Here is a 13,417-nt window from a genome sequence, read left to right on the forward strand (position 1 = left end):
CGGCATCCGGACCACCGCGTCAGCACACCCCCGCGCCCCGTACCGCACGGCCCGCACATCCAGCATCAGGGGAGGACAGCACGATGACGGACCACGCGCACCACATCACCACTCCGGTCCACGTCACCGGGCCGGGCGGTCCCTGGCACGAGGTGAGCGAGGGCATGGCCCTGCGCGGCAACGCCTCGGTGTACACCACGTGGGGCGAGTGGCTCCCCGCGGCGCTCGCGGAACCCTCGCTGCGCCCGCTGCTCGGCCGGGACTGGCTGCGCTACAAGCAGACCACCGACCCGACGATCCGCTACCGCTTCGTGGCGTCGCGGCTGGCCGTCAAGTACACGGCGGCGGCCGCGCTCGGCACCGACCCCGCCGACCTGGACCTCGCGTACAAGATCGGCGGCCGCCCGTACCTGCGGGGCTTCGACCAGATCGAGGTCAGCCTGACGCACACCGACGACATGATCGCCGTGGGCATCAGCCGCACCGGCCGGATCGGCATCGACACCGAGCCGGCCCACCGCAAGCTGTCGTTCCGGCTGTTGCAGGACCAGGTGTGCACCGCCGCGGAGAAGGCCGAGCTGTCGGCGCTGCCCGAGGCGGAGCAGCCCGCGGCGATGCTGCGGCTGTGGACCCTGAAGGAGGCGTACACGAAGGCGCTCGGCCAGGGACTGCGGCTGAGCTTCTCCGAGTTCGGCTTCGCGACCGGCAGCGCGGGCGACGCGGGCCTGCTCGCGCCGGACGGCACCCCGGCGGCCCCCGGCGAGTGGGCGTTCGGCACGTACCCGGTGCTGGACCGCTTCCTGATCAGCGTCGCCTGCCACGACACGGGCCTGAACACCTCCCGCGACACGTCCGCCGCCACGATGCTCGACGAGAACTTCATGACCATGGTCGCCGGCCTCCTCGACCAACGCTGACGCCGGCGACGCAACCGCCGCACCCACTGCACCTCCGCTCCAGGCTCGTCCGAGTTCCCGGGAGGAGAGTCTGTCCTGCGGCCGGTGACCGGACCCCCCGCCGGGAGCCAGCCGCTCCTCTTGTCGCCTCGCTGCCCCACACCCCACGCAAGGGCAGCGAGGCACAAGCATGCCCGGATCCCGGCCGGCGCCCTGTGGCGCGAGCGACCCTGTAGGGATTCCCGTGCGGAATTCGAGCCGTTCTGTAGCACCCCGTTCGATGCTGACGACCCGACACCGGCCGGACCCGGTGCCACTGTGTCGAAAGGGCCCGCATGAGCATCGTCGAGGAAAGACCACTGGAGAGCGTGCGCACACCGGACCCGGACCCGGAACCGGGCACCCGGCATCCACGCCACGGCCACGGGCAGGGAAGCGTCGTCGGCGACGACACCTCCGCCCTGGCACTCGCGGCAGCGATCCGCATCACCAAGGGCAACCCGACCGCCGAGGAGGTCGCGACCCTGGCCGTACTCCTCGGCGCCCGGATCCGGCTCCAGCACGAGGCGCGGGCCGCACAGCCGGCGCCCCGGGTGTCCAGGCTGCCGCGGCGCGCCCAGCCGTCGTTCGTCCCGCCGGGCTCCTGGGCCTCGTAGGACGACCACCCGCCGGCCCGGCCACCCCCGCCACCCGGCCACCCGACGAAGAACACCCCGTACGCCGAAGCCGCCCGGCCCGCCGACCCCGGCCCCGGGCGGCTTCGCCGTGCCCGGCCCCGCGCCCGCCCACCGGCCGCACCCGGCCCCTCGTCCCACCACGACAGCCGCCCCGGCCCACACGCTTGAGGAGGGTTCGAAGAGGGCTCGATCGGCGGCGCAGAGGCTGTCCACATCCATGGGACAGGCCATGGAGGAGGAGGGCAGGCCAGATGACCATCGAGATGCTCGGCCCCACCCGGCCCGCGGCAACGGGCCCGGCATTCGCATCGCTGTACGCAGAGGTCCAGCGGTTCTACGACCACCAGATGCGGCTCTTCGACGCCGAGGAGACGCAGCACACCGCCGGATCCGGCACCGGACAGCGGCACTGGATCGGCATGCTCGAAGCGCGCCCGCAGCCGGACGGCACGGTGCTGACCAAGTGCAGCGCCCTGGTGTCCACGGCCGCAGCCGACGGCGGCCAGAAGGGACTGCACGTACGGGTCCTGGAGGACGTCCTCGTCCGCTGCGCGGAGACGAACGCCTGGACCCTGCGGCACCGCACGGTCACCCGCGACAACCGGGTCTGAGTTCCCCGGGCGGCCCCGGACCGCGGGACGGAGCGGTCCGCGCGGGCGGCGCGGGGGACGCGGGCGGCGCGGGCGGCGCGGGAGACGCGGGAGACGCGGGCGGCGCGGGAGACGCGGGCGGCGCGGGAGACGCGGGAGACGCGGGCGGCGCGGGAGACGCGGGAGACGCGGGCGGCGCGGGCGGCGCGGGAGACGCGGGAGAGAGGACGCGGCTGCGGCGAGGGGGTGCACCGGACCGCAGGCCGGACGGCGGGCCGTACAGACCGGGTCGGCTGTTTTTAGGGCCTACGGCCGACGGACGCCGGGTGGCCGACGGATGGCCGACGGGGTGAGGACGGCCCGGGATCGCACCCGGACAGGCGCGACCACGGGAGTCCTCGTGCATCGACGTTCAAGATCAAAACATGCCGTTCCGCGGGTTCACAAGAGCCGGGCCTCGACGCCCGCTCGCAGACCGGTCGGAGCGGTGGGACACCCGTACTCCGCCCGTACCGCCCGAGGCGGCGGGACGGCCCGCGGAGCACACGGCCGGCAGGGCCGGGTCACGCCGGGCCGGGTCACGCCGGGCCGGGTCACGCCGGGCCGGGCGCTCCGCCCGTGCCCGCGGCGACCAGCTTCGCGCAGGTGGGGGCCGCCACCAGACTCGGCAGCAGCAGCACCCAGAACCGGGCAAGGGTGTCGGGCGCGAGCCAGCGCGCGTCGTGGCCGCCCAGCACCTCGAAGCCGACCGTGGAGGCCACCACCAGCGCGGCCGCGTCGTCCGCCGACACCCCCGGCGCCAGCGCCCCGAGCCCACCGGCCCGCTCCAGCACCACACGGACCCACCGCTGCCAGTCCCCGCGCAGGTCGACGCCCGAGCCGGCGACGCGCAGGCGTGCCGAGCCGAGCGCGAAGCCGGCCCGGAGGACGACGTCCTCGTCCAGGCCCCGGAGCAGCACGTGGCTGGCGTCGATGAGCTCCTGCAGTACGGCGGCGCCGTCCTGCCCGGCCCAGTCCCCGGACTCCCCCGTGATCCGCCCGAGCCGGAACGCCGCGGCGGCCTCGACGGCGGCGGCCAGGTCGGTCTTGCTCGCGAAGTGGAAGTGCAGGGCTCCGTTGCTCACCCCGGCCCGGGTGCTGATCGCGGCCAGCGAGGCCTGCTCGAACCCGTCGCGGTGAAACACCTCGGCGGCGGCCTCGATCAACGCACTGCGGGTACGCAGCGCGCGCTCCTGTCTCGCCATGACGGCTCCGTTTGCTACGACGTGCTGCCGTGCTCACGGGACGGCCCCGATCCGACCGCAGCGGCATCCACACGCGCCCGCGACGAAATGATCATGCTGACTTCCCCTGGAGCCCCAGTCGAGCCCACCTGGACCCACCGTCCACCCCGCCGCGCGGCCGGGACTTCGTACGTCTCAGGAAACAGCACACCGGCTCCCGAACGGCGCCCAATCTGCGAAAAGTCACATCTTCCCGTCGCTTTTCGGTCACCATAAACCGGATGCCTTGATTCCGAATGTGGTGATGCGAAAAGGCCCGGCTCCGGCACGTTCTGTGCCGGAGCCGGGCCCCGTGTGGCGCCGCGCGCCCGTGGCGCGCGGCAGGCGGTGTCAGACGGCACGCACCTGCGCAACGGCCGGATTGAGGTGAGCGGAAGACTGCGGGTCGAGGCCGGTCAGGACGGCCGTGGCGACCTGCTCGCCGTCCTGATGGAAAGCGACCTGGACCCGGAGCTCCCCCGGTCGCCGCGTCGGCAGGAGTTCGGCGTCGATCCAGCACGGGCTGTCGAGTTCGGCGTACCGGTGGAAAGTGGTGGAGGACGAGCTCAGCGCGAAGAAGTCCGGCTCGGACACCGCGCAGGCCGCCTGGCGCGCCGCCTCCTGCAGGACCATGCCGGGCAGGTGATCGCCGCCGTGGTCGAAGAGGATGGGGTGCGCGGGGTCGGGACTGACCAGCCACCGACCGGGCACGTCGGTGGCGGCGAGCACCACGTCGAAGGGCGAGAGTCTGCCGACCAGCGAGGGAGCGACCAGCCGGGGCCGCTCGGCGACCGGGGCGAGGGCAGTGGCCCCGAGGATCTTCCGCCCCCGGATCCGGCGGTAGCTGGCCTCGGATATGCAGCTGAACTTGCCTCCGCCGGCGGCCGCGACCTTGCCGTCCCTGCGGACGGTGACCCGCATGGTGAAGTCGGCGAGCCGCTTGCCCTTCCAGTTCATACTCGTGCACTCGGCGTGCAGGTCGAGGTCGCTGGGAGCCCCTCCGATGGCCAACTGGTCGTGATAGACAGTCAGATCCATGTCCCACATGACGAAGTGGTTGCCCAGCGGCACGTCGAACTCCGCGTGCGCCAGGAACAGCCCGACCTGACGAATGGTTTCAGCAGCCTGCAGCGGGTCGTGACGCCGGCCGTCGGGGCTGGTGAAGAAGGTGTGAGCACGCGGCCACTGCCCGGTGAGCGCGAAGTTGTTGCCATCGACCTTGCGGGCGCCGGTCAGGAAGACCTCGGCGAGGGACGCGCGGTGCACGTACTCCCTCGGCACGGTCGTGGTCAGCTGAAGCAGCTCCGCCGGACGAGCCGCACCAGTCTCCGTGGCCGTCGACCAGGTGGCTGACGAGGCGGCCTTCTGGAACGTCATCAGGGGCATGGGGACCTCTCCGCGCGCCGAGTTGGGGTTGGTCAGGGACCCTGGAGCGGACCCCGCGCTCCATAAGATACGTACTAACCGGTTTTATTTTCAAGGCGTTTGGGGCTCGAGCGCCCCGCAAGATTCCGGCCGATCACCGCCGCCGAGAGGATCCCGCCGCCACCTGTACGAACGCGACGGACCCTGCGCCAAAGAGAGCCGGAGCTTCCGCTTCTGCCTTGCGCCTGGGGCCTCGACGCAGGGATTCCGGGCCCCGGGGGCAACGCGGCGCCCATGCGGTCAACCGGCGAAGATCAGCCATACGCGAGGAAGACCGCGGTTCGACCGCCGCCGGATGAAGGCTTGCAAAAACCGCCAGCGTGGTTTTATTCTCATGCCACCGACACATTCCGCCCGGCTCCCCATCCGGTCACGGATCCTCCACAAGGCCGCCCGCAAGCTCGCAGGCGACGACGAGCACGGGACCGCTTCGTCACCAGTTCGCCAGGTGTGAACTGACACCATCGCACCCTCCCTGTTAAGATACGAACCTGACGGTTTTTTCTCAGCAGCCTGTAACACGCGGGTGAAGTCGTACGGAGGTGCGGAATGGCGCGGCAAGAACGAGCCATTCGAACCCGGGAGGCAATCCTCACCGCGGCGGCGGAGGTGTTCGACGAGGTCGGCTACGAAGCCGCCACGATCGCCGAGATCCTCCAGCGTTCCGGGCTCACCAAGGGCGCCCTCTACTTCCACTTCGCGTCCAAGGACGAACTCGCCCAGGGCGTACTGGCCGGTCAGGTCGGAGCCGTGCCCGAGATCCCGCGACAGGAACTGAAGCTCCAGGACGCGATCGACCGCGCCTTCCTTCTCGCCCACCTGCTCACGCGTGAGCCGCTGCTGCGCGGCAGCGTCCGGCTCACCGTGGAACAGGGAACACCCCGTGACGCGATCGACCGGAAGGTGCCCTTCGAGGCATGGACCGATACCGCCGTCGAGCTGTTCGACGAGGCGAAGGCGTGCGGCGAGCTGCTGCCCCACATCGACACGCTGAACGCCGCGAAGCTGTTCGTGGGTGCCTTCGCAGGCGTACAGCTGATGTCCCAGGCCGTCAACGGCCGGGCCGACGTCCGGGAGCGGGTGTCGGACCTGTACAGCTACCTGATGTCGGCCATCGCCGTGCCGGCCGTACTGGTCCGGCTGGACCTCAAGCCGGACCGCGGCATCCGGGTGTACGAGGACGCCATGCGGCTTCGTGAGGAGAAGGAACAGGCCGGGGGCGGCTCGGAGAAGCCCTCCGAGTAAGCGGCACCGGTCGGGGGACGGAGTGCACTCAATGGAAACAGCCTGCCCGTACGCGCTTGACGCCTCGGGACGCGATCTCGCCGGTGAAGCCGCCATGCTGAGGGGGCAGGGACCGGCCGTACGGATCGCGTTACCGGGTGGCGTCACCGCGTGGTCGGTCACCGGATACCGCCAGATCAAGCAGCTGCTGACGGACCCCCGGGTCTCCAAGGACGCACGCCTGCACTGGCCCGCCTTCATCGACGGGCATGTCACCGAAGACTGGCGGCTCTACCGCTGGGTGGCCGCGCGCAACATGCTCTCCGCCTACGGCGAGGAGCACGCGAGGCTGCGGCGGCTGATCGCGGGCGCCTTCACCCACCGCCGCAGCGCTGCCCTGCGGCCCCGCATCGAGGAGATCACCGCCGAACTGTTGCGCGACCTGGCGGCGACGCCGGCCGGAGCGCAAGTCGACCTGATCGCATCCTTCGCCCGCCCGCTGCCCATCCAGGTCATCTGCGAGCTGTTCGGCGTGGACGAGGACGTCCGGCCGGACCTGTGCGGTGCCATCGACGCCACGCTGCGTACGTCCACGGGCCTCGACCAGGCCCGCGCGGCCCGCGCCACGGCCCACGCACTGCTGACCTCCCTGGTGGCCGCGCGCCGGGCCGCCCCGCGCAACGACCTGACCTCGGCCCTCATCGCGGCCAGGGATCCGTCCGGCGAGCAGCTCACGGACCTGGAGCTCACCGACACCCTCAAAATGATGATCGGCGCGGGGTACGACACCACGGTGAACCTGCTCGGCAACGCGGTGGCCGCACTCCTCACCCATCCCGCCCAGCGGGCCCGTGTGACGGCCGGGCAGGTCGGCTGGGACGCCGTCATCGCCGAGACGCTGCGGCTGCAAGGACCCGTCGCACACGTACCCATGCGCTTCGCCGTGGAGGACATCGACCTGGACGGGGTCCTGATCCGCAAGGGCGATCCCATCGTCGTCTCCTTCGCCGCGGCGGGTCTCGACCCGGAGCAGCACGGCGAAGACGCGGCCGAGTTCCGCCTGCAGCGCCCAGGCGGCCACGACAACCTGGCCTTCGGCCACGGCGCCCACTACTGCCTGGGCGCTCCGCTCGCCAGGACGGAAGCCGCGGTCGCGCTTCCCGCGCTCTTCGAGCGCTTCCCCCGAATGGCGCAGGCGCAGCCGTTCGAGCCGCTGGAGTCGTTCATCGTCAACGGCTACCGGTCGCTGCCGGTCGTGCTCGGCACCCCGGGGAGCTGACGACGTCGTGATCGCGATTACCGGTGCGACCGGCACGGTGGGACGCGAAGTGGCCCGCCGGCTGCCCGCCGCGCATCCGTGCATGCTGCTGACCAGGAGTCCGGAGAAGACCGGCGGCATCCGGCCCGGTGCCGCCGCCGTGCGGGCCGATCTGAACGACAGGGCAGGCCTGGCGAAGTTGCTGGCCGGGGTGACCGCCCTGTTCGTGGTGACCTGCGATCCCTTCCGGCCGCAGGACGAGAACCTCGTCGAGGCGGCGCAGGAGGCGGGCGTGAGGCGCCTGGTGAAGCTGTCCGCCCTGGCGGTCGCCGACCCCGGTGCGGACGACCTGATCACCGGCTGGCACCGGGCGAGCGAGGAGCGGATCCGCACCTCGGAACTCGCGTGGACGATCCTGCGCCCACGCGCCTTCATGTCGAACACACTCGCCTGGGCGCGGTCGGTGAAGTCCGAGCGGACGGTACGGGCCTTCCAGGGGGCGGCCCGCAACGCCTGTGTCGATCCGGCCGACATCGCCGACGCCGCGGTCCGCGCCCTGACCGGGCCGGGCAGCGCGGGGCGGATCATCCCGCTCACCGGCCCGGAGGCACTGTCTCCCAGGGAGCAGACCGCTCAGCTGGCCGCGGAGCTGGGGACGCCGCTGCGCTTCGAGGAACTGACCCGTGACCAGGTCCGCGCGGCCTGGGCGCGCCACTACCCGGATCCCGTCGTCGAGGCTCTGCTGCAGAGTGCACAGCGCCAGCAGGCCGGGGCGAAGTCCTCGGTGGAACAGGCACCCGGCGAAGGCGAGGAACGCCCGGCCCGCACCTACCGCGCCTGGGTGCGCGAACACCGGGCCGCCTTCCTCTGACGGACGGTGTGGCCCGATTCCCGGGCCGCACCGCGGGTCAGGCCGCGGCCAGGTAGGCGGTGGGGTGTTCGGGGGCTCGGGTGGCCGTGGACGGGCGGGCCTGGGGGGCTGTAACGGCCGGGGCCGAGGCCGGGGCCGGGCGGAAGACGAACAGGCGCAGGACCGTGAAGCGGGCGAGGCCGGCGAGGGCGGAGGCGGTGAGGTAGACCGCCTGTTCGGTGAGGAGGCCGGGGGCGTCCCGGAGCAGGTGCAGGGCGAGCACCGCCAGGCTGGTGGCCGCGTAGGCGCCGGCCGCCGAGCCCGCCGACTGGAGGTGCTGGCGCAGGTCGGGGCGGTGGCCGGCGCCGAAGGTGAAGCGGGCGTGCAGGACGGTGCCCAGGGCGGTCGTGGCGACGGTGACGAGCGCGTTGGCCAGGGCCCAGGGCAGCAGCGCGGCGAGGGCCGCGACCGCGGCGCCGGCAAGGACTCCGAGGCCGCCGCCGCACAGCACGAAGCGGGCGAACGCGGCTAACGGGCCCGGCGCCGCGGCGGGTTGGCACGGTGCTCGCTCCATCGTCTTGCCCTTCGTCGTCGTCGGCCGCACGCCGTCCGGCGCGTCGTACACCGTATGAATTCCGTACACTGTTCGCAATTTATTACTGTGCGCACCCTCGGGTGGCGGAGCGGGCGGCCCTAGGATCCGGACGTGCGCACGGGCCGGGAGATTCACTTGGCCGCCGTGCTCCAAGGGGAGCCGGCGGAACGGCACTTCGCGGTGGTGGAGGTGCCAGTGCCGGCGCCGGGCCCCGGCGAAGTGCTGGTGCGCAACGCCTACATGGTGCTGAGCCCGGCCGTGCTCTCCCGGATGGCGGCGGCCGGCGGCCTGCCGGTGACCCGGTACGAGGTCGGCAAGGTGCTCTTCGGCAGCGCCCTCGGCGAGGTCCTGGCCACCGGCGACGAGGCCCCGCACGGCCACCCCGCGGCCGGCACGGACGGCCGCCCCGCGGACGCCCCGGACGGCCGCCGCGGCCGCGGCCCGGACGCCCCGCTGCGGCCCGGTGACGTCGTGGTGCACGAACTCGGGTGGCGGGAGTACGCCCTCGCCCCGCCGGCCCGCTTCCGGCGGGTCCCCCGCCGGGCGCTGGCCGCCCCCGCCCGCTACCTCGGCAACGGTCTGCTCGCCTACTACGGGCTGCTGGACATCGCCGGCATGCGCCCCGGGGACACCGTGTACGTCTCGAGCGCGGCGGGCGCCGTCGGCAGCGTCGCCGGGCAGATCGCCCGCCTCAAGGGCGCGGCCCGTGTGATCGGCAGCGCCGGGACGGCCGCCAAGACCGCCCACCTGACGGAAGTCCTGGGCTTCGACGCCGCCTTCGACCACCGGGCCTCCGGTCTGCACGACCCCCGCCGCGTTCCCCGGCACGCCGCGCAACTCGCCGCGCGGCTGCGGGCGGCCGCGCCCGGCGGCATCGACGTGTACTTCGACACCGTGGGCGGCGCACACCTCGAAGCGGCGGTGGAGGTCCTGCGCCCGCACGGCCGGGTCGCCCTGTGCGGCATGCTCGCCGAGCAGCACGGCACCGGCCGGTACGCGGCCGAGCCGACGCCCGGCCCGCGCAATCTGGGGCTCGCCGTCGCCAAGTCGCTGACCCTGCGCGGCTTCCGGGTGCAGGACTGTCCCGCGTCGACCGCCGCCCGGTACGAGGCGGACCTGGAGGAGTGGCTGGCGCGCGGCGCGATCCGACTGGAGGACACCGTCGTCGACGGCCTGGAGTCGGCCCCGGCGGCCCTGCGCGACCTGGTACGCGGCACCTACCTGGGCCGCGTGCTCGTACGCCTCACCGACCCCGGCAGCCACCCCGGCACCACCACCGACCCCACCCCCGGCACGGGCCCCGCAACCACCCCCGGCACGGGCCCCGGCACCACCCCCGGCACGGGCCCCGGCACCACCCCCGGCACCGACCTGGGCGAGTCGTAGCGGGCCCCGGCCCGAGCAATCCAGAAGGTGCCCGGACGGGCCGGGCGCAACGAGGATCAAGCCGCGCGAGCGTGACGCGCGCTGCGGCGCGGGCCCCGACCGGTCCCCGCCGCCGGACCTTCCCCTACGTACGACGGAGGACTCATGCCCGACCGGCGACGGATGCCCGCGGTCCTGGTGACGGCCGCCACCGCGGTGGCACTGACCCTCGTACCCCAGCCGACCGCGTCGGTCGCGGCGCCGCCCACGGACTGCACGTACAACCACAGCGGCCTGGTGCCGCTGAACGACCTGGGCACCGGCACCTACCAGGGCGTGACGGGCGGCCTCTACCCGAACGGCGCCAACACCCGGCCCGCCGCGCACAACACGGCCGGGGTGAACCTCGCGCAGAACCAGGTGCTCCCGCGCAACGCGGCCGGACAGGTCGACCTGGTCAACGGCAAGATCGTGCTGATCTCCATCGGCATGTCGAACACCACCCAGGAGTTCCAGAAGTTCATCCAGACCGTGAACGCCTGGGGCGGCAAGAACCCGAAGCTCGTCCTCGTCGACGGCGCGCAGGGCGGCAAGGACGCGAACGCTTGGGCCAACCCGTCGGACACCACCTGGTCCGTCCTCGCCACCCGCCTGACCGGCGCCGGGGTGACCCCCGCGCAGGTGCAGGCGGTCTGGCTGAAGGAGCAGTTCGTCGGCGACAACCTCGGCGCCTTCCCGGCCGGTGCGCAGACCCTGCGCAACGCGCTCGCCGACATCGTCCGCAACGCCCGCGCGAAGTACTCCAACCTTGCCGTCGGCTACGTCGCCAGCCGCATCTACACCTACAACCCGGTCCGCGGCGCGGGCGCCTACCAGCAGGGCTTCGCCGTCAAGAAGCTGATCGAGGACCAGATCAACGGGGACTCCACGCTCGCGTACGGCGCCGGCGGCGTCGCGCCCTGGCTGTCCTGGGGCCCGTACCTGTGGGCCGACGGGCTGGGCTCCGACCGCGTGGCCGGCGGCATCCCCGGGCGCAGCGACGGCCTGGAGTGGAAGTGCTCGGACCTGGTGTCGGACCGCGTGCACCCCAGTGACACCGGCCAGCAGAAGGTGGCCGACCTGATGCTCGCGCAGTTCAGCACCGATTCCACCACGACGCCCTGGTTCAACAACTAGCATCCGCGCAGGGCGGCCGCCCACCGACGACCGGCCGCCGAGGGAGGACCGACGTCCATGCCGCACATCGAGATTCCTGCCGAAGTCCCCGGCATCCGGGGCCTGATGGCCAGCAAGCCCGTCTCCGGGCTCAAGCTCAACGAGCTCGCCCAGCAGCTGCTGCGCGGCGAGTCGCCGCTCACCGTGGGCGAGCGCGAGGTGATCGCCGCGTACGTGTCGCACCTCAACAGCACCCGGTACTGCACGGGTTCGCATTCGGCGGCCGCCGCGCACACCCACGAGGGCGGCTACGACCTGGTGGAGGCGGTCAAGAAGGACCTGGAGACCGCGCCGGTCGACGAGCGGCTGCGGGCCCTGCTGCGGATCGCCGGGAAGGTCCGCGGCGACGCCCGTACGGTCGGTCCCGAGGACGTGGCGGCGGCCCGGGCGGCGGGCGCCGACGACGAGTCGATCCACGACGCGGTGCTGATCGCGGCGGCGTTCTGCATGTACAACCGGTACGTCGACGGGCTCGGCGCGATCACGCCCGAGGACCCGGCGGTGTACGACGAGATCGGCGCGCACCTGGCCGCGAACGGCTACCTGCCGCCGAAGCAGCCGCAGCCGTCCGTCTGAGACCGGTACGGGCCGTGCCCGGCGAGGCCGGCCGGCACCTTCGGGTGCCGGCCGGCCTCGCCTTCGCAACGGCCTATTTCGCGGCTGCAAGGGCGGGCTCCGGAACGTTCAGGGCCAGGCGGGCGACGTGCCCGCGCGAGGCGAAGGCGGCGGGCACCGCCAGCACCACCAGGGCGACCATCGCCGCGACGAACCAGCCGGACGCGCCCTTCTCCCCCAGGAACGTCGCCAGCGCCGGGACCACGCCGCCGAGCACGGCGGTGGTCACCGCGTGCGGCAGGCCCATGCCCAGCACCCGGACCTCGGGCGGGAACACCTCGGAGAGCAGCTTGGGCAGCACGCTGGTGACGGAGACGAGGTAGACGACGCCGCTGCCGTAGGCGAGCAGCAGGCTGGGGAAGGTCCCCTCGATGTGCAGGTAGCCGTAGCTGCCGAAGACGGCGAAGACGACGGTGACGCCGGCGAGGAAGTTGGTGGCGCCGATCTTGTCGGCGAGCATGCCCAGCGGCACGTTGAGCACGAGCATGGTGCCCACCGCGCACATCACGACCCCGTACATGGTGCCGGGCGGGGCGAGGCGCTGGCCCATCGCCGGGACCACCGCGGACCAGACGCCGCTGACGGTGGCGATGCCGCCGACGATGAGCACGGACAGCAGGACGGGGCGGCGGTGGCTGCGCATCACCTGGCGCAGCGAGCCGCGGCTGCGGCGGCCGCGGACCTGCTCCTGGAAGACGGCGGTCTCGGCGAGCCGGTTGCGCAGGACCATCAGGACGAGGCCGAAGACGCCTCCGACGAGGAAGGGCACCCGCCAGCCCCAGGCGGCCATCGCGTCGGCGCCGACCGCGGCGGTCAGTCCGCCGCCGATCGCGGAGGCGGTGAGCACGCCCAGGCCCGTGGAGACGGAGAAGAGGGCGCCGTAGAGGCACTTGCGGTTCTCGGGCGCCTCCTCCATCAGGTAGGCGGCCGCGGTGGGCCATTCGCCGCCGGCGGATATGCCCTGGCCGATCCGGGCGACCACCAGGAGGAGCGGGGCGAGGATGCCGATGTGCTCGTACGTCGGGGAGACGCCGATGAGGACCGAGCCGGCGGTCATCAGGACGATGGCGAGGAGCAGGGCGGGGCGGCGGCCGTGCCGGTCCGCGTACCGCCCGAAGAGGATGCCGCCGACGGGCCGGGCGAGCACGCCGATGCCGAACACCGCGAAGGCCCCGAGCAGCGAGGTGACGGGGTTGGAGGAGGGGAAGAACTGCTTGGCGAACAGGGGGGCGAACAGGCCGAAGGCCAGCAGGTCGTACGACTCGACGGCATTGCCCACCACGGTCGCGGCGACCGAGCGGCGGCTCGGCCGCGGGGCTGGGGACGGGTGTGTTGCGACGGCTGTCATGAAGTCTCCTGGCGTGTGCGCCGAAAGGACGAGGGCTCATGGTGCTCGGCGCCGGGGGCCCGTCCAACTCCGAACATGCGCAGATTGCGCACGAACG

13 protein-coding genes are annotated in these 13,417 nt (G+C 72.8%); 9 read left to right on the forward strand and 4 right to left on the reverse strand.

What is annotated here, in order from left to right; translation table 11 throughout:
- The first annotated feature begins 83 nt into the window (after positions 1-83).
- The 3 genes from OG764_RS40025 (at position 84) to OG764_RS40035 (ending at position 2,184) form a co-directional block, all read left to right on the forward strand.
- Positions 84-917 (forward strand): 4'-phosphopantetheinyl transferase family protein, encoded by an 834-nt coding sequence (locus tag OG764_RS40025; RefSeq protein WP_328973760.1) that lies wholly within the window; start codon positions 84-86, stop codon positions 915-917.
- A gap of 314 nt (positions 918-1,231) precedes the next feature.
- On the forward strand, positions 1,232-1,552 hold the full coding sequence (locus tag OG764_RS40030; RefSeq protein ID WP_328973761.1) for an acyl-CoA carboxylase subunit epsilon: 321 nt from the start codon (positions 1,232-1,234) through the stop codon (positions 1,550-1,552).
- 272 nt (positions 1,553-1,824) lie between these two features.
- A complete protein-coding gene (locus OG764_RS40035; protein WP_328973762.1) occupies positions 1,825-2,184 on the forward strand; it encodes a hypothetical protein in 360 nt (119 codons plus the stop codon).
- 572 nt (positions 2,185-2,756) lie between these two features.
- Here the strand turns inward: OG764_RS40035 and OG764_RS40040 are convergent.
- A complete protein-coding gene (locus OG764_RS40040; protein WP_328973763.1) occupies positions 2,757-3,407 on the reverse strand; it encodes a ScbR family autoregulator-binding transcription factor in 651 nt (216 codons plus the stop codon).
- A gap of 369 nt (positions 3,408-3,776) precedes the next feature.
- Positions 3,777-4,811, reverse strand: a complete 1,035-nt coding sequence (locus OG764_RS40045; RefSeq protein WP_328973764.1) for a ScbA/BarX family gamma-butyrolactone biosynthesis protein — start codon at positions 4,809-4,811, stop codon at positions 3,777-3,779.
- Positions 4,812-5,399: 588 nt separating this feature from the next.
- Here OG764_RS40045 and OG764_RS40050 point away from each other — a divergent pair.
- The 3 genes from OG764_RS40050 to OG764_RS40060 are packed head-to-tail and all read left to right on the forward strand — an operon-like array spanning position 5,400 to position 8,203.
- Positions 5,400-6,095 (forward strand): ScbR family autoregulator-binding transcription factor, encoded by a 696-nt coding sequence (locus tag OG764_RS40050; RefSeq protein ID WP_328973765.1) that lies wholly within the window; start codon positions 5,400-5,402, stop codon positions 6,093-6,095.
- A gap of 31 nt (positions 6,096-6,126) precedes the next feature.
- The gene (locus OG764_RS40055) at positions 6,127-7,353 is read left to right on the forward strand and encodes a cytochrome P450 family protein (protein WP_328973766.1); all 1,227 of its coding nucleotides are present in this window, start codon (positions 6,127-6,129) and stop codon (positions 7,351-7,353) included.
- 7 nt (positions 7,354-7,360) lie between these two features.
- Positions 7,361-8,203, forward strand: a complete 843-nt coding sequence (locus OG764_RS40060; RefSeq protein ID WP_328973767.1) for an NAD(P)H-binding protein — start codon at positions 7,361-7,363, stop codon at positions 8,201-8,203.
- Positions 8,204-8,240: 37 nt separating this feature from the next.
- Here the strand turns inward: OG764_RS40060 and OG764_RS40065 are convergent, their stop codons facing one another.
- Positions 8,241-8,756: a hypothetical protein gene (locus tag OG764_RS40065; protein ID WP_328973875.1), complete on the reverse strand. Its 516-nt coding sequence runs from the start codon at positions 8,754-8,756 to the stop codon at positions 8,241-8,243.
- 132 nt (positions 8,757-8,888) lie between these two features.
- Between OG764_RS40065 and OG764_RS40070 the strand changes: the two genes are divergently transcribed.
- From OG764_RS40070 to OG764_RS40080, 3 genes are all read left to right on the forward strand, one after another.
- Complete coding sequence (locus tag OG764_RS40070; RefSeq protein WP_328973768.1) at positions 8,889-10,163, forward strand: NADP-dependent oxidoreductase; 1,275 nt, start codon at positions 8,889-8,891, stop codon at positions 10,161-10,163.
- Between the two features lie 144 nt (positions 10,164-10,307).
- Positions 10,308-11,318 carry a hypothetical protein gene (locus OG764_RS40075; protein WP_328973769.1) on the forward strand — a complete coding sequence of 337 codons (1,011 nt, stop codon included), beginning with the start codon at positions 10,308-10,310 and terminating at the stop codon, positions 11,316-11,318.
- 57 nt (positions 11,319-11,375) lie between these two features.
- On the forward strand, positions 11,376-11,933 hold the full coding sequence (locus OG764_RS40080) for a carboxymuconolactone decarboxylase family protein (protein ID WP_328973770.1): 558 nt from the start codon (positions 11,376-11,378) through the stop codon (positions 11,931-11,933).
- Between the two features lie 73 nt (positions 11,934-12,006).
- Here the strand turns inward: OG764_RS40080 and OG764_RS40085 are convergent, their stop codons facing one another.
- Entirely contained in the window at positions 12,007-13,320 is a 1,314-nt protein-coding gene (locus tag OG764_RS40085) for an MFS transporter (RefSeq protein WP_328973771.1), read from the reverse strand.
- Positions 13,321-13,417 lie beyond the last annotated feature (97 nt).

This window comes from Streptomyces sp. NBC_00239 (genome assembly GCF_036194065.1).
Lineage (GTDB): Bacteria > Actinomycetota > Actinomycetes > Streptomycetales > Streptomycetaceae > Streptomyces.